The organism is Salinibaculum salinum (assembly GCF_037645885.1).
GTDB classification, from domain to species: domain Archaea; phylum Halobacteriota; class Halobacteria; order Halobacteriales; family Haloarculaceae; genus Salinibaculum; species Salinibaculum salinum.
In genome coordinates this window covers 58,399-76,457 of the sequence record NZ_JBBENW010000011.1, presented here as the reverse complement: position 1 = coordinate 76,457, position 18,059 = coordinate 58,399, and the positions used below count along the sequence as shown (strand labels likewise).

Genomic DNA, 18,059 nt, shown 5'->3' with positions numbered 1-18,059 from the left:
TAGCTCGGCTTCTTTCGCACTCGGACCAGTCAGCACCACGTGCTCTACGGCACGGAATACAGCTCGGTCTCTTGCGTCCCATAGTTGATTCACGCTCCGCTGGGATAGCAGAATTTCCATCGAGTCAGCACGGCTACCAGAACTTCTCTTTGAACTGGTAGAACTCACCGTAGCTCACTAAGCAGGCTTATTGAGCGGCTATTCTACCAGTTTTATTCTGAAAACAACGTTCGTGTGGATAGTTCTATGATACTCTCTTTCAGACCAATGTAGACCGCATACCGACCGAGCTATCCGATCTATTTTTTGAGTAACGGCAATCAAAATTCGGTGAATTAAATCTTGATAACAGTTTTACCAGCACCCACCAACCATGCTCTACTGAAAAGTGATGTATATAAGCGCACCCGTGGTGGCGGGCCAGCAATTCGAGCTAACTCTATTAAGAGATCTTAATATAGACGATTAGTGTTTGGGAACAGATATTGACTGATTTTATCGGCGTATATACGCCGATAAATCGCCATACAGGTCGTTTCCAGACTACTCAGTTTCCCTATATGTATAGAAAACCTTTTTCCTGAACAGGACCATACAATTGCAGTAGCTAGCAATACGAGTGCGCGATAAAAGGAAGTGACCTATACACTCACTTCTTGAACTCGCAGCATCATAGTTGTTTGCCTGCGGCAATAGCAACAGCTATGTTCTGCGAGTTTCGGTGATCAGCGGGATCACTGGCGTCAAACTCTCGTCCAGAGAGCTGCGGGTGTGCCAGACGCAGAGATATGTCTGTCAATCCTCAGCAGCCCAAGAACAATGTCACGCAAACTCGCTCAACCGCTGACGAAGCAAGCAGATGCAGTCATTGATGAGCGAACGGACTGGACTACGCTGGCACCACAGCTTGATTTCGAGGAGTGGCGACTTCTCGACGACTACCCTGAGTGGACTCAATCAGTACCGTTCGACGCAATGAGTCGGGCATATCTGCTTACGAAGGTTGAAGGTGAGACATTGGGCGGTTTGCGCTCGAGACTTGAGGATGACTCAGAGTTAGCTGCTGCTCTGGGATTCAATCCTGACAGTCTCCCATCCGAGGCAACCTTCCGCCCGTGTCGTGTTGAGGAGCGTTTTGAGAAGCTTGAGTACCGTTTTTCAGAGGCTAGTGAGGCAATTCGTGAGATTGCTGCCGAGCGCGGTGCACCAATTGGTGTCGCCATTGATGACTTCGAAGATAACTCCAACGACGACACGAATGGTATGTCGGAGCGCACGATGCAGCGCCACCTTCGCAAGCGTGGGCGCGAAGTCCTAGAAGAGTTGCAAACGGTCGCTTTTCCGGCGATTTCACTTCCTCGTCCAGATAATCCGGTCTACGATAACGAAGAACTGCTGACCCTGGAGTCGATTGCAGCCATTTCCCGCCAAGCGGCCAATGACGCTGGTCACACGCTTGGCGACAAGAAGAATCCCGACCCAGAGATCGAAGGTGACTGCGAGGGAGAGTCCGATCCGTTTTACGAAGATGGACCAAGCGGCGAGACGCTTCTCGAGGCGATAAAAGAACTTTCAGTCGAGGAGATTACGGAGCTGATGAATTTTGTGCTACGGAAAATCTACCAGCGGGCTAAACCTCGACTGCGGGAGTTAGAACACAATGACGGCTCCCGCTTTGGGACGCGGGCGAAGGTCGCGCTGGACATCACGTATGTTGCCTACTACGGTGACCGTGACGAGATGGTGTGGGTGCAGGGAGCTCCTGAGGACAAGGATTACCGCTGGTGTCATAAGTTCGCAACGGCAGTCATTGTTGGTGAGAACACACACTATACGGTTGCAGTCTGCCCACTGGGAAGTACGGAGTACGCTGACACGGAGGCCCACCCAGGACAGGACAACTCGTATTATGTGGGTGATGTGGCACGACGTCTTCTGTCAATCGCCGATGAATACGTGAATATTCAGACGGTGTATGCCGACCGCGAGTTTCATGCGGCGGATGTCGTCGCAGCATTGGAATACCGGGGATTGAACTACGTCATCCCGGCGGTCAGAAATCCCCGAATCAAGCGGCTCACCACCAATTTTGACGAACTCAAGCGTGGGTACGATGACGAGGGCGACACTGAGCTGTACGTGCAGCGTGGGATTGCGATGCACGGGCCGGTGAAAGATCAGGTAACGAATTCAAAGGTGTACACAAGTGTTGTCGTGTTGCCGCCGGATAATGACGATGATACGCACGACAATGAGACCCCGCAGCCGTTTTTGACGAACCTCGACGTAGATGACGAGACACCTTTGGACCGCAAGTGGGCGACCAAACAAATCGAAGAATACAGCGACAGGGGAGCAATAGAAAACTCCTACTCGTCGATTAAAGAGGCAGCTGCGTGGACGACTTCGAAGGAGTTTGAAGTGCGATGGTTTCACTTTGCATTCGGCTGCCTCGTTTACAATATGTGGCTCTTGGTCGATTTCCTCACTCAAGAGCGAATCGGGGAAATCGAGACACGGAAAAAACCGCGAATTTCGCTGAAACGATTTTTAGACTGGGTTGAAAATGAGGTGGTCAGACTCCTGTAATCCCCATTCCGGGTTTGCAACTCGTGAGACCCATCAGCCGGTGACCGCAGCGTTTTCTAAATTATATTACTGCTTTTCTGCCGTTAGTTACAGTCTCGGGGGACGGTAGGTTGACTTCGCGCCGTTTGTCGACAAAAAACCGGCCGAAAACCGCCCCAATCCGTGAACGCTAACGGAGCATTCGCAGCATCACGCTCCAAAATTGATATATCGACATACAATTTATAAGGTATCGAAATTCAGGTTATCGAGTGTTTCAACATACTTAGAACCTGATTTCCTACTCGTGGATATCCACTCGTGATTCGTGCAGGAATCACGAGTGGATTTATGGACCACCGCGCCCTCGGTGAAGCCAAGGCGATGACAGACAGCGAATCCCGAGGTTCGAGCAGTGAATCCACCACTCCAGCGGCGTTCCAGAGTGCACTCGACAGTTACCTTCGCGACAAGGGCAAGGGGTCGGCGGGTGAGTCGGGACAATATCGGCGCAACGCAGAGCGCGTCCTACAGGAATTCTTGGTCTGGTGTGGCCAGTGCGATGTCCGCACGTTCGATGATCTTGACGCCGATGTACTGCGGGAGTACGTCAGCACTGAATTGCTCGACCCAGACCTCTCCCCACGGACCATCCACAAGTACTACGACTACCTCTCGGCGTGGGTCGGTTGGTGCCAGCGCGAGGGTCTGGTTCCCGAACACTACGGCGTCCAGGAGCGTGCCCGTGAACCACTGCCGGACAAAGAGGCCCGCCGGAAGGAACAACGGCAGCAGACGTGGCTCCCGGATGAACGGCGAGCCATATTATTGTTCGTCGACGACCGTGCGCACGAGGCTATCGACGAGGACGGTTCGGCGGCGCTTGGTCCCGTCCGTGACCGGGCGCTCGTCTATTTGCTTGCGTACTCGGGCGTCCGTGGCGCCGAGTTTCTCGCCGTCAACAATGACGACCGTCGGGACGGCGCTCGTTGGAGCGACATGAGCGATGACTACGCGACGCTAACAGTCCTCTCGAAGAATCAGGACTGGACCCAGCGCGCGATTCCAACCCAGGCACGACCAGCGCTGGAGCGGTGGGAACGCGTCCTGAATCCGACGGAAGACTGGCCACTCTTCCCGACGTTGCATCTCCCGTCGCTCTACGACCGACTTCGCGATGCTGGTGTCGAAACGACTGGTCTCTCCGGTCACGACGAAGTCTTCGTGGCCTGCCGCGAGAACGACGTCACACCGCCGTCGCTCGCCACCGATGGCGCCCGGCGTGTGATGCAACGACTCACCGACGCCGCTGACCTCGACGTCGACGGTGGGTACCTCAAACTCCATGGTGCGCGACGCGGAGTCGGACGCACGCTCACGATTGAGCAGGGGGTGAGCGCCGCCGCCGACCAACTGGACAACTCTGCCCGTGTCGTCGAGGAAGCGTACTCAGACGTATTGGCGAAAGAACGGGCCGAACGGACTAGCGAAGCGTTCGAAGACCACGACGGGTGAATACTATATCGCCGAAGCCGGCGTCTTCGTCCGGTGTGGTAGCCTGATAAGGACAAATTTCAACGGCTTCGTCGGGCACTCCGACAGGCAGGTGTCTCGTTGCGTGTCCCCCCATCGTGTCTACAAAGAACTCGGAGGCGATCTGGCAGCGGAGGAGTATCCCTCAGGGATGATTCTCTCACCAGCAGTGATCGCGATGAACATCGAGAAGTCTCGCGATGAAGTCAATCGCCGGTTAAGTATCCTTGTCGAACACGACTTTGTCACTCGCGTCCAGCGTGGCTATTACGAAATCACTGAGCGAGGTCAGCGATATTTGACGGGGGAGTTTGATCCGTCAGCGTCTAGTCCAACAGACGAGTGAGAGTTTGAAAATCTCTTTTTCGACGGTATGCCACACATGATTCAATCATAGTTGTATATTATTGGTACAATTCAGGCTATTATAAACTATATTTTCATTTTGATTGATGTGATATAAAATTGAGATACTACATTCAAAAATCCAGGTTGAATGGGCTTTTACCGGAGGATGGCTGGGAACCAGGATTGTCTGATCCACGTGGCTCTCGATCCGCCAATCTTATTGTTGATTCATTCATATCTCCGAGAATTCGGGCTTTTGTCCCAGCACGCCACAAACTAGAACCAGAAGTATCTCGCTCCAACCAGCCCTCAGATTCCAATTGCTGAAGAACTCGCGTTATTGTCGATTGGCTTGGAGGGTCGTCCAATCCCTTCCCAACATCACCTGAATAAAATATGCCATCCCGAACTGCAAGTTCAATACCACGTGCGGCAACCGCAGCTGAACGATGCATACGTTGTGTTATAATATAGTAGCTAATGAATTTTGCTTCAATAATGAGCGCTAATTTGTTCACCAAAATGCGTACAATATAAAATATTATTATTTCTTTTTTGATACTATAAATACAGTACTGCAAGGGGCGGGGAAATTTACTATTGATTAATCAACTATTCAATAGTAAATTTACCTACCCGCTCGAGTACTGCGGTTATAATATATTATAAATTTCATTTTGGGATTTTATTATATAATCTCCTGCGAATTAATTAGAGCTCATTATTGAGACAATACTTAATACCCGGCGTTATGTAATGTTACATATGCATCGGGCGACTGCAGTCGCAGCGCGTGGTATCGAACTGGCGATTCGAGAGGGTATATTTTATTCAAATGATGTTTACAGTGGGCTTGACGAACCTCCCAGCCAATCAACTGTAACACGCGTTCTTCAACAGCTTGAATCTGAGGGATGGTTGGAGCGGGATGTCTCAGAATCCAGTTTGTGGCGTGCTGGAACAAAAGCTCGAATCCTTGGAGATATGAGTGAATCTGCCAAAAGAAAGGCTGATCGGGAACCTCAAAAACCAGGGGATTGTGATGACCAGCTACTCGGATCTACCAGAGAAATATTCGATTTGGATTTTGAATAGAACGCTCCAAGATTCCAATCAGTGGTCTCAACGGAATTAAACAGGTCGTCTAAACACTTCGTCTTAGTCATAAGAAACCGGCAAGACGAACGATAACTTTTTATTGAAAATATATAATCTTCATTCTTGTGTTGGATATTGTAAATCACTTGCAGTCTTGAGGTTTTGGTCTTTGTCGTATTATTTTCAATCTGGTTGGAGAGGGCGTTTGTTTTTGGAAACCAATAGAGGGAGGGAGCTAATCAGTGTGAGCTAACTCACCGTGAGGGCGATAGCGCTAGCTGAAACAATTGTCATAGAGATAACAACCTGATATCAAAATGAGAGTTTGAAAAAGACGTAGTCTGTGCTTTTCTGAGGAGCATACACTGCTCAGCACACTTGCCTAATATGTGGGAAGTTCGTGCGTATCATGGGACAACTGGGGATCTAAGTAAACCTCCATCACTGGGGAGTACGCCCTCTATCGCGTCAAAGCGCTACTGATCAACGTCGTGCTCAAATGCAGCAGCAAGCCGGTCATACATCGCGTCGCGAAGATACTCACGACGCTTCTCCTCAGAGAGGTAGTTCCGAAACACAACCATCGGATCACTACTACCCTGTTCGTGAGCGACACTCTGGAGGCGATCAATAACCGTCTCGACGGCATCAGCGTACGCGCTGTACCAGAATCGACGCCCCATTTTCGAGGTCGGGAGTTCACCACGAACGCGCACATCCGCACGCGCGGAGATCGACTTGAACCGTCGATTGAGCGTCTCCCCAGTTACGTGGTCACACCGAGCGTCTGGTGAGGGGAACATATACCCGTCCCACTCCTCGCGATCCGTCAGTTGCGCGATCCGATCTTCGAGATCGTGTTGGCCATAGATCAACGCCACCGTTCCAGGACCATTCTTCCGCGTGTCGAAGGAGAGGTACGGCGACTCTGCCTGGATTTCGACGTTTTCGACGTGGAGGTTCGCCAATTCACTCCGGCGTAAGCCCCACGCACACAGGCCTAAGACGATCAGTTGTTCTTCGGTACCGTCAGTCGCAGCCGCGAGCTGACCTACCTGTACGGGCGCAAGCGCAGGATTGTCACGCTTTGCAACATCCCATTCGTGGTCGTATCGAACAGGATTGAACGCACCGTAGCCGCGATCAACGAGCCAGCTGTAGAGATCGTCGATGTCAGACCGGTATCGGCGCTTCGAATCGTTGCTCTTGAGGTTCTCATCAAGCACGTCGAAGACCGCTGTGACGCGCTGGATTTCTTCAGGCTGGTCAGCTACGTCGGTGATGCGAGCGACGATCGCGGCTGTCCCGTGGAGGTGCTCGTAGTGGCGAAGAAACTGGCCGAGCCGAGACCGCTTTGATTGGAGAGTACTTTCCGCAGCTGAACCGCGTTGTTGTGACCGGAAGTACTGTTCGAGGTACTCGATCATTTGCTCGTTGTCGATCGGCCACAACGGACTGTCCGCTGCGGTGTCGTCGCTGAGTCCAACGGCTTGTTCGAAGAATTCGGAGAGCGTCATCCCATGATGTTCACGGACAGCGTACTGAAGGCCACTGTAGCCGTGATTAACGAGCCACTGGTAGGAGGGAATATTCTGGTTTGGATCGTATCCCTCGCGCCGGCGTTCGGGAGCGATTTCGCACTCGTAGAAGTTGACGAGTTCGTCGAGTGATTTCCTCGACCAGTTGTAGGTTTGCTCACTCACGGAGATCTCGGGGGTGAACCCCGCGTACTGCCCCCTGTGGTGATTCTAAGAGTGATGATTTCATGGTGTAGCGTCCATCTGATAGACTAATAATAGTATTGGTTATACGCGTGTCCAATAGAGACACACGAAATAAGCAACTAACTAGCGGAGATATTCTTTATAGTAATAAATCATATGTCGCTATAAGATTTTCCGGGGGGTGATGCTCCACAGTTTCGGAGGATAACCAAATACTACGGCTACTCTGGAAAGGATACCGTGAAAAATTCCCAGATTCTATTCTAAAACACCGTCTGGTTATGGTAATATTCTATATCCGTCAGAAACCGTGGTGTCAAACGGTCGTTCAGATAGCGTTGCCACTCACACTGACAACAAACATTCGATCCCGATACCGCCCTAATCAGACGGTATGAGGTCTGTGGAAACCAATTCCACAACCTCGCCTGCAGTCAAGACAGGTGCGTTGTCCATCGGTCCGTCGACGGCAGCCTTCAACAGAAAGTCGGTGAGTCGCCAGATGTTGTGTAGCAGTACCGCGAACACGAAGTAAAACAGCCTCACGCGGTAATCCTTCGAGGATGTCTTGGCCAAGAAGTCGTTCTTGATGGACTTATACTCGTTTTCGATCTGCCAACGGCGACTATACCGGTGACAGAATGTCTCTGCCTCGTCTGGGCCTACTTTCAGATTCGTCGCGAACACGGCTGTCCCATCCGTCTTCGTCGACGGGACGTACAGGAACCGCATTGAGTGCGACCCGGCCTCCACGTCAACCGATGCCCGTTCGACGGCCACATCACGGCCGTCTGCCTTCATCGTCTCAATAGCGTCCCGTTCAGAACTTGTGACACGCTTCGGGATCAGGTAGTTCACATCGAGATTTGAGAGCGTCTGAAAGACAGCCATCGAGTCGAACTCCCGGTCGCAGAGTACCGTCTCGATGGGGATGTGTTCGTTCGCGCGGCGGACCAACCGCCGGACCACGCGGTGAACCTGATTAGACTGGTTGTTGTCCCAGGGCGAACTCTCTCGGATGGGTTCGACGGCCAGGACCAGTGGGATATTCTCGCCGACAATCGAGAGCGTCGCGAACTTGAACACCCGTTCTTCCTCAGCCTGAACCCCACTGACCATCGGCATCTCCTGAACGTCTCCGTAGTAGGGGACAGTTGTGATGTCGATAGCAGCGGTGACTGGCCGTCGAAACGACGCATCCCCGGCGAGTACTGAGCGCAACTGGTGACTAGCGCAGTCGAACCCCTCGATCAGGTCTTCGGGCTCGAACTGCTTGACCGCCCGCAGGTGCGTGTCCCCGTGGGGACCGTATTCCTCACCGCGTCGGAATTGAAAGCGAGCCGCGCCTTGGGGTGTGCCACAGCCGACCATTCCCATGAACGTCTGCAGTTCGAAAAACTGCGTGTCGTCGTAGGAGGCGTTCTCTGCCCGCTTAGATTCGAACCCGTCAAAGCCGTGGTCACGAGCCAAGCGTGTCGTCCGCTGGATCTGTTCGTCAGTGAAGCCATCCTCTGACTCGTCTTCGTCCGGTTCGTCCGGAAAGGCATCCGGATCTCGACTTGGTGTTACAACCTCATCTTTCGGCCGAACCTCGGGCACATTCAGACCGCGGTCGTGGGTTTCTTTGACGACGTAGTGGGCAGCTGTGGTGACGAACTCCCGGGTCGCCTCGTCAAACCGATTACGCCAAGTCCGCGAGAGCACCGATTCATCGGGGATTTTCTCCAACCCGAAGACTGGGGCGAGTTCAGGATAGTGAGCGAGCGCACGATAGCTCTCACCGGTGATCTCGCGGTAGAGAAACAGGCGTACCATCCCCTCGAACGAATGCGGTGCTGGATGCCACTCAGGGTAGCCGTCATCGAGCGAATCGAACGGTCCCTCCAGAGTTCGAAGAACCGTGCAGAGTGACTGATTGGCTTTGAGTGCCTCTGTGAGTGTCACCCCGACGAGGTAAGCGTCGGTCGATCGGTGCTTCTGACGAGCCATGTGAGCTATCCACTCTGCCAGTCTCACAAGCGGCGCGATTTACGCCCTTTTTATCACATGAATTGCTGCTTTCGAACCGTTCAGTACAGACCATCTTATTGCCGTTCGGGTGAGCTCTCCGCGCTCACCACTCACGGCAAAAACATGGGTGAAAAAGGCCGGCGCTCGCTCCGCTCGCATACTTATCACACTATGTCCTATGAACAGTTCGACGACCTATTCCGGTATCTCGTACCGAGAGAACGCGCTTTCCCCACAGTCCGGACATTCCTCGGTCCCCGCCGATACGCTCGTTCCACAGTTGCGACACTCGACGACTACTTTCAACCCCTCACCGAGAAGGAACTGAGTAAGAACTGTCCGGACTCCCATCGTCCGTCAGTCTACAGGTGACCGCGGATTAACCTTGACGGACGACTCGTTTCAGTGGAAACCAGGTGTGCTTGAACGATAATCCCGCCGAAAGCTTACCTTCTATAGTAACCATTAGAAACAGTTGCTCACTTTTGGAATCGAAAGTTGGTCAAGAGCTGTATCAATTGCTGTTGTTAACTCATTCAGAGAGTCGAAGAACCGGTTGCTGAGATCTGATTGCAACTGTCTCCAGCACTCTTCGACTGGATTAAGTTCCGGCGAATACGCTGGTAACGTCACGAAGGCGAGGTCGTCACGGGCCGCCAGGTCCGTGACAGTCGACGCCTGGAAGTACGGCGCTCCATCTAGCACCACGATCAAATCATCCTCAAATTCGTTGCATAACGCGAGAATGAAATGTTTCGCGTGGTCGGCGGTGACATACTCTTTGAATCGGGAGAAAAAGCGATCACCGTCCTCAATAATCGCGCCCAATAGACACGTCCAGTCCCGTTGACCGGAGAGTTCGATGGAGATCCGCGTGCCGCGCGGAAACCACGCGGCACGCGGCTCGATTTGCACGGATTTCTTGGTTTGGTCGATATAGACTACTGTGGCGTCCATCTCCCGCCGCTTTTTTTGAGTTCGTCGCGGAACTCCTCTTGCTCATCTTCGTCGGCTTCGGCGGCTGAACGGTGTGGTTTTTGATAACTCAATCCCGCTTCTTTGAGCAACCGCCGATAGCTCGGGATTGAGTATTCGACGTCGTACGTCTCCTGAAGATATTTCTGTGCGAGCGCCGGCGTCCACGCCGGTGCGTCGATTCCGACTTCTTCGGGCGGATCGTGAACTGTTTCTTCGAATTTTTCTTGCTGTGATTTTGAGATTTTACGCTTTCTTCCAGTTCGTTTATTATCAGAAACAGCCTGCTCAAGCGACTCGTCGGTGTCGAGTCACTTGAGCCAGCTATAGATTGTGCGTCACTGGACATCGTACCACCCGGATAACTCGGTTTGCGAGACTCCATTTTTGTACGCGATTGCCGCTAGGAGCCGTTGTGTCGGCTTCTTTCCCTCTACATTGTCGAGAGTTGTTTGCAACTCTTCGAAAGAGATCTCGTCGGGACGATCCACTAACTACTGCAACACACTTCGAGTGAAAAATTCTATCAGATACTATAGTCACAGGTTTTTCGAGAGTTGATTCAATCCAATCGCAAGACTGGCACCAACGACAATGAGCACTGCGGCACCGATCATCACCGTCGAGACGACGCTGACGACTGGATCGAGTATCTCGCGGAGCGAAATGTACGCGAGAACTGGCACAGTCCGTGTTTCGAAGCCAGACAAGAACAGTGCCATAACGAATTCCTGAAGACTAATGATGAAGGCAATTAGCATCGATGCAAAGATGCCATTTCGGACGCCAGGGAGGACAACTTCCCAGAAGGCGCGGATCGGTGATGCGCCGAGGTCGAGTCCCGCGTCGCGAAGGTTCCAATTGAAGCGTGCGAAGACCGATTGCATGATGAAGAACACCAGCGGCGTGGCCCACAGCGAGTGCGCTAGAATTATGCCGATATAGCTTTGCTGGATACCCAGTTCGCTGTAGAAGGTCAGGAGTGTGACCGCTGTTACGACGGCTGGGATGAGAAGTGGAAGCAAGACGAGTGGTACGACGTAGGCCGACCACTTGCTCTTTGAGCCTTCGATACCAAGGGCCGCTAGCACACCAAGAGTCGTCGAGAGCAGCATCGTTCCGGTTGAGGTGATGAGACTGTTTTGCATCGCAGACATCCACCGGTCGCTGGCGAGGAATTCGTAGTACCAGCGGAGGGAGATATCCTTCGGAGGAAACGACAGATAACTTGATTCAGTAATCGACGTACCGACAATAATGAGCAACGGGAGCAGCAGCAGTGCTGCGATTGTTAAGTATCCGATGCGAAACGCTGCAGTCTCAATTTGCTCACGTTTAAACATACCCAGCGTCACCTCCTCGGCTATTTAGGAGTCGGAACAGCACGAGAATGCTGATGAAGACGGCGAAGAGCATGATTAACGAGAGTGCGGCTGCCGCCGGCCAATTGAAGTCACTGAGCACCAGCGTCTCGACTTCGATAGCGAACGTCGTCTGCCGAGCGGTACCGAGAATGGACGGTGCGGAGTACGCACCGACCCCCCAGGCAAAGGAGATGACGGTCGCAACGGCAATTCCGGGAACGATCTCCGGCAGGATAACTTCGTAGAATGACCGAATACGGCCTGCACCCAAGTCACGGGAGGCTTCGACGATTTCCCAGTCCATCGTCGACATGACGCTGTAAATTGCGAGGACAGCATACGGAACCGTGATGTACAGCTGTCCAACGAGCACGCCGAAGAAATTATTCATCAACTGGAGTGGTTCAGACTGAACCCCTGTGCTCAATAATACCTCGTTGATCGTCCCGCCGGGTGAGAGGAGTAACACCCCAGCATAGAGTTTGACAACCAGAGTTGTAAGGAGTGGCAAGACAACGCCAAACAGGAGTAGTAGCCGGATTTTCCGTCCTGCCCGCCAGATTGCGTACGCGTAGAAGACGCCGATAACGACGGACACGACGGTAGAGATGACTGCAAATTTTAATGTGAACCACATCAATTCTTGAATGTAGCTCGACGTAAGAACCTCAGCGTACGTGCCGAGCGTCCACGTCCCGGCCTCGAACGCTCCCCGAGTCGTTTGCTCATAGAGACTGATACGAATGAGATACATGATTGGGACGACAAAGAAAATCAGTTCGAAGATAGTGACCGGAATCAGGAGAAGTTTTGAGCGATTCGAGCCGTCTTTGATGTACTCGCCGACCCAATCGAAGAGATTCGTCGAGTACTGAATGTTCATGATTCTACCTGGATTTTCTCGCCAGTCTGATCGAAACAGACCAGATCTGTGGCTTTCCACTGCAGTTCGACGTTACTTCCTTCGTCGACAGAAGATCCCCTGACGGTTTGCTCGACGAACAGTGAGATATCGCCAACATCGATATAATAGCGAACCGCCGAGCCACGGTATAACAAGTTCTCTACAGTGCCTGTGACTGAGAAGCTATGAGAGCCATCGGCTCGGACGGAGTCTACCTCTGCGGTAGCTGCGTTGAAGGCGATTATTTCGGGCCGAATCGAGACGTGAATCGTATCACCAGTAGCCAAATTGTGATCCTGGAGAGGTATTCGGATCGACTCTTGCATATCGATATCCGCGACGACTCCGTCAGAAACGACTTGGGTAACGGAGCCCTCAACCAAGTTGGTTTCGCCGAGGAATTCTTCTATGAATTTGTTTTTTGGGTTATTGTACACCTCACGGGGCGGCCCGACCTGTACGAGCCGACCTTCGTTCATAATGCCGATTTTATCTCCAATGGTGAACGCCTCATCTTGATCGTGGGTGACATGAATCGTGGTTCGCTGGAATTGACTGTGTATCTCCTTAAGTTCTATCTGCATTTGTTCTTTAAGCCGCTTATCTAGATTTGAAAGCGGCTCATCGAGTAGTAGTACAGGTGATTCGGTTGCAAGTGACCGCGCAAGGGCAACGCGCTGTTGCTGTCCGCCGCTCAGGTCGGGGGGACTGGAATTTTCAAACTCAGACATCTCCATCACTTCGAGCATCTCACGCGCCTTTTCGTGTCGTTTCGCTTTGTCCAGCCCTTGCATCTTCAAACCGAACGCGACGTTCTCAAGCACCGACTTGTGCGGGAACAGTGCCCACTCTTGAAACACCATCGAACTGTTTCGACGGTAGGGGGGCTGGCCGGTCACTTGCTCGTCGTTGATGTAGACGTCACCGTCAGTTGGCGACTCCAAGCCTGCGAGCATGCGCAGGGTTGTTGACTTTCCACAGCCGCTCGGCCCGAGTAAGCAGAGTAACTCGCCTGCTTCGACCGAGAGCGATACGTCATCGACCGCGACGAGGTCACCAAAGTGTTTTGTCAGATTTTCAGTGTGTAACCCAGGCATTGTCCTCCCCTTAGTTCCCGGTCTGCTGTGATTTGAGTGTTTTCATGCGCTCGGAGAAGTCGGAACTGTAGTCCGAGAGGTAGCCCCAGTCAGGGAGCTGCAGTCCTTTGAGTTCCTCGTTCGTGGTCGGAATCGTCTCTGAGACGAAGTCCGGATATTCTGCGTTCTTGTTGGACTTAATTTCCCAGCTCGTCTTTGACCATTCAGTTTGGACGTCTGCGCGAAGCAAGAAATTCAGGAACTCTTCTGTCTGTTCTTTCTTGTCTGAACCTCGAACGAGACAATAATCGTCGAAGTACCCCCCGGTTACTTCCGGGACGACGACGTTCAGATTGAGGTCGTCATTTGTTCGCGACTGGTAAGCTGCCGTCGCCCAGTAGTACTGGGCCGTATTGATGATGTCGTTCCGGAAGAGTTCCCAGATCTGTGCCCCAGAAGTAAACCATTTCGTGATGTTCATCTCTTTGATCGCGTTAAAGGGTGCGTCGTGATACTGTTCGTCGTATAGTTCACCAGTGCCCTCGGCCTCGTCTGCGACGATCGCACCCGTCTGCAGCGGGTAGATGTAGAAGCCGTCACTGAGACTGATATCGAGTCCACGGTCATCCTCAACAAAGTGCGAGAACTTTTTCGGTGGCGACTCCAGATTTTCACTGTAGGCAATCGCGTTTGGATTTCCTTCCACCGGGACACCGTATTTGTGATCATCAGTTCTGATGTCTTTCAGCACAGGGAAGACCTCCTCATAATTTGGAATATTGTCGTGATTGATTTCCTGGAAGAGTCCCGACTGCTTCCCCTGGAAGTAAAAGTAGTCGTCCGCGACTGTGACATCGTACGGCGGTTTATCCTTCGGTGCGGCCTCAATTTTCGAAAGGATCTCGCTGTACCCAGGGATACACTTCAACGTATTCCCAGTCTCCTCTTCGTACGGTTTTTTTATCTTGTTTCGGAACCGCTCCGTATACGGGCCACTCCAGGTTGCGACACGGAGTGTCCCATCGGAGCCGGAACTGCTACCACCGCCTATACAACCGGCAACACCAGCTGTTACTGACGTAACGCCCAGTGTTTTAATGAATGATCGACGATCGACACACCCAGACCGTTGACTTCCGTTACGATTTTCCGACATGGTTTGTATGAATGTTGCTATGTTTGCCGTCTATTTGTCAGTGTTTACAGGGCACAACGTACTGATATATAACGTGCCATGCAGTCACATATATGAGCCTCTCCCCCAGGCATAAATAACTATGGGCTAATATAACAACAATCATTCCACGAACCGAGATCCGTCTGAAGTTGTGTCGGCAACACGGTTAGCCCGCTAGTAGTGCCACTGCAGCGCCCGCGAACAGAAAGCCAACGATTTCCTGTAGACCGAGCGAATCTCCGAACATCACGATTCCAATGAACGCAGCGACGACGAAATAGAGGGCCGAGATCGTGGTCACAGTCCCAACCTGCCCGTTCGCGATGCCGGAGTAGAATGCGATGGCACCGACGCCGGCAAAGATTCCGCTGACGAGCGACCATCCAGCGCCTGCCCCGGACAAGACCACGCTCTCAGAATTGAACCAGACGTAAGTGACAGCTACGAAGATGCTGGTAACATATGAGAGTATCATCGCCACGGTTGGATCGGCCGTCTCGGTCGCCACTTTGACCATCGCAGTCCAGACTCCCCACGATACCATCGCAATGAGAGCAAGTACAAGCGGTGAAACAGGCATGCGAGGTAATACCACGAAGCCAATTATGAATGTGGTGGTCTCGAGGCTAGGTTTATGTGTCTGCTTTCCACCATTGATAGTATGTCACGAAGCGAGTTCCAGGATATAGAGTGGTCTTTAGATGACGAAACTGGTATCGGCCGCGTCATGATCAACCGCCCAGAGCGCCTCAATGCGCTCTCTTGGAGAACCCGGCGTGAGATAGCAGAAGCATTTGAACGGTTTCAGCGACTAGACGACGAGGCACAAGGGGTCGTGGTCAAGGCAGTTATTCTTGAAGGTAGTGAAGAGCATTTCTCTGCCGGCGCGAACACCAATGAATTCGGCGAGGACGCGAATCATCCACTCGTGCCAGTCCGGATGTACGACGCGATTGAACAGTACGGCGCCCCTGTTATCGCGAAAATATCGGGCTACTGTCTGGGTGGCGGTCTAGAACTTGCGCTTGCCTGTGACTTCATTTTCGCCGCGACGGACAGCGAATTTGGCTTCCCCGAGATCGAGCATGGGCTTTGTCCCGGGGCTGGCGGTACTGTACGTCTCGTCAAGAAAATCGGTGCTACCCGAACCAAACAACTGGGCATGACCGGTGAGCGACTGTCCGGTCGAGAAGCTAAAGAGGAAGGGATTATCTATCGGGCTTGCCCAAGCGAGACCTTAGACGATACAGTTGATGAGTTTGCGACTGAACTGGCCGATCGTCCGCCACTCGGCGTCCGTGGTGTCAAACACACCGCGAACTTCGCCAAAGATGCCGATATCGAAGAGGGAACAAAATACGAGTGGGCACAATTCTATGCACTGATGGCAACGCGCGATTACGCTGAGGCTAGATCAGCCCGCAGAGAAGAGCGTCCGCCCGATTGGGAAGGACGATAACTTCCTCGTACGGACACGATCAAGTCGACTTCTCGGTTGTTTTTTGTCCACAGGTGTGTGCCGTAGCGTCCTGGGTCAAGTTCTGAATTGCTCAGTTCAGTGAAAATGGCACTCACTGGTACATATCCCAAACATTTTTATCGGCTAAGAGTGGTGCTTTTCTAAAGGGCGACCAGCTAGAGTAGCCTACACGGAGTAATACAAGTATGAATTTTACCGATTACCTGGTTCTCAATGAGCGTAGTAATCCGGCACAGACGGCGGTTCGGTCGGCGACGGAACAGTGGTCGTACGCGGAGTTGGTAGACGATGTTCGAAGCTTCGCTAACGTGCTGCGAGCCGACGGAATCTCTCCTGAAAGCCGAGTGGCCGTGATGCTTCCGAACACCTACGAATTCGCTGTCGCAATGTTTGGAATGCTGGCTCGAAAGCACGTGACCGGGCTGATCGATCCCCGGATGAAACAAGGTGAACTGGAGTCGCTCGTCTCGAATATGGAGCCATCTACGGTCGTCACAACGGCCGACAACGTGGAGTCGATTACCCAGATCGACCAATCGATAACGGTCTATTGTTCCGATGAGGTTACAGCCGCAAGCAACGATTTCTGGAGCATGGTCGACTCAGCGAGTAGTGAGTATCGCATCCCCGAGACTCACGGAGACGAGCGAGCGCTCATATTACACACCAGTGGCTCAACGGGGCAGCCAAAAGCAGTGATCCACACTCACGAGAATTTCATCAAGGTCAGCGACTTGGCGATAATCTCCTACGAACTTCGGGGAGACACCACGTATCTCGCTGCGCTCCCCCTGTATCATTGTTGGGGTCTGATGAACCTCGGAGCGACGCTCAAGCTTGGCGGTGAGGTGGTGCTCCTAGAACAGTGGGATCCAGAGGAGGCGATCGAATGTATCGACACGCACGAGATCGAGTTCTTTGCCGGCGTTCCGACAATGTACAAGGATTTGATGGCCTCGCCAGCGGCCGATACCTGGACACCAGAGTCACTGGAAGTTGCGATCACCGGTGGGGCTGGCGTCCCGACAGAGCTCATTCCCAATGCTCAGGCACTCCTTGAGTGCCCCGTACTGAACGGGTGGGGAATGACAGAAACGTTTGCAGCGGGTGTCTGGGAAGAACCATCGACTGACCGGCGGATTCCAAGCGTCGGAACGGCAGACGACCGGTTGTTCGACGTGAAGGTTGTCGACCAGGACGATGGTAGCGACCTGCCTCGAGGGGAAACGGGGGAACTGCTGATCCGAGGGGATGCAGTGATGGAACGCTACCTCGGAAAGCCGGAGGTGACAGCAGAGGTATTCACTGACGACTGGTTTCACACCGGAGACCTCGCACGGATCGATCAAGACGGGTATGTATATCTGCAGGAGCGAGCGAAGTACATGATCATTACAGGAGGTGAGAATATCTATCCCCAAGAAGTCGAAGACGTAATCGAAGAACTGGACGGCGTTCAACACGCCGTCATCGTCGGAAAGCCCGACGAGCGGAAAGGCGAGAAACCAGTCGCTTTCGTCGACCGGTGTGAAGGTGCGGAGATTTCGAAAGAGGAGATTAAAAGCCACTGTTTGGAGCGCCTCGCTGCTTTCAAACACCCACGCGAAGTCACGTTCATCGACGACCCACCCAGAAATTCCGTCGGCAAGATCCAACGAACTGTGCTTGAGGAGCAGTTTGCGGAGTAGCCGATCATAATCCTGCTTCTGGTGACGTTTGCGAGCAAATACTGAGTTGCAAACGCTGCTCAATGTGACGTTAGCGCCACCTGGCCACTCAGGAAGCAGTCAATTCGGCTTTCG

The 18,059-nt window shown here is 52.6% G+C and carries 14 protein-coding genes and 1 pseudogene; 6 read left to right on the top strand and 9 right to left on the bottom strand.

The genetic code is table 11. The features are described 5' to 3' along the window. Window positions 1–819: 819 nt before the first annotated feature. From WDJ60_RS11390 to WDJ60_RS18845, 3 genes are all read left to right on the top strand, one after another. Window positions 820–2,589, top strand: coding sequence for a transposase (locus tag WDJ60_RS11390; protein WP_340100560.1), 1,770 nt, complete (start codon window positions 820–822; stop codon window positions 2,587–2,589). Window positions 2,590–2,919: 330 nt separating this feature from the next. After that, entirely contained in the window at window positions 2,920–4,083 is a 1,164-nt protein-coding gene (locus WDJ60_RS11385) for a tyrosine-type recombinase/integrase (RefSeq protein ID WP_340100559.1), read from the top strand. Between the two features lie 169 nt (window positions 4,084–4,252). Beyond that, window positions 4,253–4,447 (top strand): transcriptional regulator, encoded by a 195-nt coding sequence (locus WDJ60_RS18845; RefSeq protein WP_417750453.1) that lies wholly within the window; start codon window positions 4,253–4,255, stop codon window positions 4,445–4,447. Between the two features lie 133 nt (window positions 4,448–4,580). Here WDJ60_RS18845 and WDJ60_RS11380 read toward each other — a convergent pair whose 3' ends face one another. Then, on the bottom strand, window positions 4,581–5,030 hold the full coding sequence (locus WDJ60_RS11380) for a hypothetical protein (RefSeq protein WP_340100557.1): 450 nt from the start codon (window positions 5,028–5,030) through the stop codon (window positions 4,581–4,583). A 184-nt stretch (window positions 5,031–5,214) separates the two neighbouring features. Here WDJ60_RS11380 and WDJ60_RS11375 point away from each other — a divergent pair, with 184 nt between their 5' ends. Beyond that, on the top strand, window positions 5,215–5,544 hold the full coding sequence (locus tag WDJ60_RS11375; RefSeq protein WP_340100555.1) for a hypothetical protein: 330 nt from the start codon (window positions 5,215–5,217) through the stop codon (window positions 5,542–5,544). Between the two features lie 479 nt (window positions 5,545–6,023). On the opposite strand, the gene WDJ60_RS11370 is transcribed toward WDJ60_RS11375, so the two are convergent. The 8 genes and pseudogenes from WDJ60_RS11370 to WDJ60_RS11335 all read right to left on the bottom strand — a co-directional run bounded on the left by WDJ60_RS11370 (window position 6,024) and on the right by WDJ60_RS11335 (window position 15,357). Further along, window positions 6,024–7,250, bottom strand: coding sequence for a tyrosine-type recombinase/integrase (locus tag WDJ60_RS11370; RefSeq protein WP_340100554.1), 1,227 nt, complete (start codon window positions 7,248–7,250; stop codon window positions 6,024–6,026). A 402-nt stretch (window positions 7,251–7,652) separates the two neighbouring features. Then, on the bottom strand, window positions 7,653–9,260 hold the full coding sequence (locus WDJ60_RS11365) for a transposase (RefSeq protein WP_340100553.1): 1,608 nt from the start codon (window positions 9,258–9,260) through the stop codon (window positions 7,653–7,655). A 486-nt stretch (window positions 9,261–9,746) separates the two neighbouring features. Further along, window positions 9,747–10,747: pseudogene (locus tag WDJ60_RS11360) on the bottom strand (IS630 family transposase). 48 nt (window positions 10,748–10,795) lie between these two features. Further along, window positions 10,796–11,599, bottom strand: a complete 804-nt coding sequence (locus WDJ60_RS11355) for an ABC transporter permease (protein WP_340100552.1) — start codon at window positions 11,597–11,599, stop codon at window positions 10,796–10,798. Next, complete coding sequence (locus WDJ60_RS11350) at window positions 11,592–12,503, bottom strand: ABC transporter permease (RefSeq protein WP_340100551.1); 912 nt, start codon at window positions 12,501–12,503, stop codon at window positions 11,592–11,594. The genes WDJ60_RS11355 and WDJ60_RS11350 overlap by 8 nt, the downstream gene beginning before the upstream one ends. Continuing rightward, window positions 12,500–13,621, bottom strand: a complete 1,122-nt coding sequence (locus WDJ60_RS11345; protein WP_340100550.1) for an ABC transporter ATP-binding protein — start codon at window positions 13,619–13,621, stop codon at window positions 12,500–12,502. The genes WDJ60_RS11350 and WDJ60_RS11345 overlap by 4 nt, the downstream gene beginning before the upstream one ends. 10 nt (window positions 13,622–13,631) lie before the next feature. Next, window positions 13,632–14,756, bottom strand: coding sequence for an extracellular solute-binding protein (locus WDJ60_RS11340; protein WP_340100549.1), 1,125 nt, complete (start codon window positions 14,754–14,756; stop codon window positions 13,632–13,634). 187 nt (window positions 14,757–14,943) lie between these two features. After that, window positions 14,944–15,357: an EamA family transporter gene (locus tag WDJ60_RS11335; RefSeq protein WP_340100548.1), complete on the bottom strand. Its 414-nt coding sequence runs from the start codon at window positions 15,355–15,357 to the stop codon at window positions 14,944–14,946. A gap of 81 nt (window positions 15,358–15,438) precedes the next feature. On the opposite strand from WDJ60_RS11335, the gene WDJ60_RS11330 reads away from it, so the two are divergent. Both WDJ60_RS11330 and WDJ60_RS11325 read left to right on the top strand, forming a co-directional pair. After that, entirely contained in the window at window positions 15,439–16,236 is a 798-nt protein-coding gene (locus WDJ60_RS11330; RefSeq protein ID WP_340100547.1) for an enoyl-CoA hydratase/isomerase family protein, read from the top strand. Window positions 16,237–16,442: 206 nt separating this feature from the next. After that, a complete protein-coding gene (locus WDJ60_RS11325) occupies window positions 16,443–17,945 on the top strand; it encodes a class I adenylate-forming enzyme family protein (protein ID WP_340100546.1) in 1,503 nt (500 codons plus the stop codon). Window positions 17,946–18,059 lie beyond the last annotated feature (114 nt).

Excerpts from the sequence above, each read along its gene's own strand:
- WDJ60_RS11335 (WP_340100548.1), bottom strand. The coding sequence starts at position 15,357 with ATGCCTGTTTCACCGCTTGTACTTGCTCTCATTGCGATGGTATCGTGG.
- WDJ60_RS11390 (WP_340100560.1), top strand. The coding sequence starts at position 820 with ATGTCACGCAAACTCGCTCAACCGCTGACGAAGCAAGCAGATGCAGTC.
- WDJ60_RS11340 (WP_340100549.1), bottom strand. The coding sequence starts at position 14,756 with ATGTCGGAAAATCGTAACGGAAGTCAACGGTCTGGGTGTGTCGATCGT.
- WDJ60_RS18845 (WP_417750453.1), top strand. The coding sequence starts at position 4,253 with ATGATTCTCTCACCAGCAGTGATCGCGATGAACATCGAGAAGTCTCGC.
- WDJ60_RS11325 (WP_340100546.1), top strand. The coding sequence starts at position 16,443 with ATGAATTTTACCGATTACCTGGTTCTCAATGAGCGTAGTAATCCGGCA.
- WDJ60_RS11365 (WP_340100553.1), bottom strand. The coding sequence starts at position 9,260 with ATGGCTCGTCAGAAGCACCGATCGACCGACGCTTACCTCGTCGGGGTG.
- WDJ60_RS11345 (WP_340100550.1), bottom strand. The coding sequence starts at position 13,621 with ATGCCTGGGTTACACACTGAAAATCTGACAAAACACTTTGGTGACCTC.
- WDJ60_RS11350 (WP_340100551.1), bottom strand. The coding sequence starts at position 12,503 with ATGAACATTCAGTACTCGACGAATCTCTTCGATTGGGTCGGCGAGTAC.
- WDJ60_RS11330 (WP_340100547.1), top strand. The coding sequence starts at position 15,439 with ATGTCACGAAGCGAGTTCCAGGATATAGAGTGGTCTTTAGATGACGAA.
- WDJ60_RS11355 (WP_340100552.1), bottom strand. The coding sequence starts at position 11,599 with ATGTTTAAACGTGAGCAAATTGAGACTGCAGCGTTTCGCATCGGATAC.
- WDJ60_RS11385 (WP_340100559.1), top strand. The coding sequence starts at position 2,920 with ATGGACCACCGCGCCCTCGGTGAAGCCAAGGCGATGACAGACAGCGAA.
- WDJ60_RS11375 (WP_340100555.1), top strand. The coding sequence starts at position 5,215 with ATGCATCGGGCGACTGCAGTCGCAGCGCGTGGTATCGAACTGGCGATT.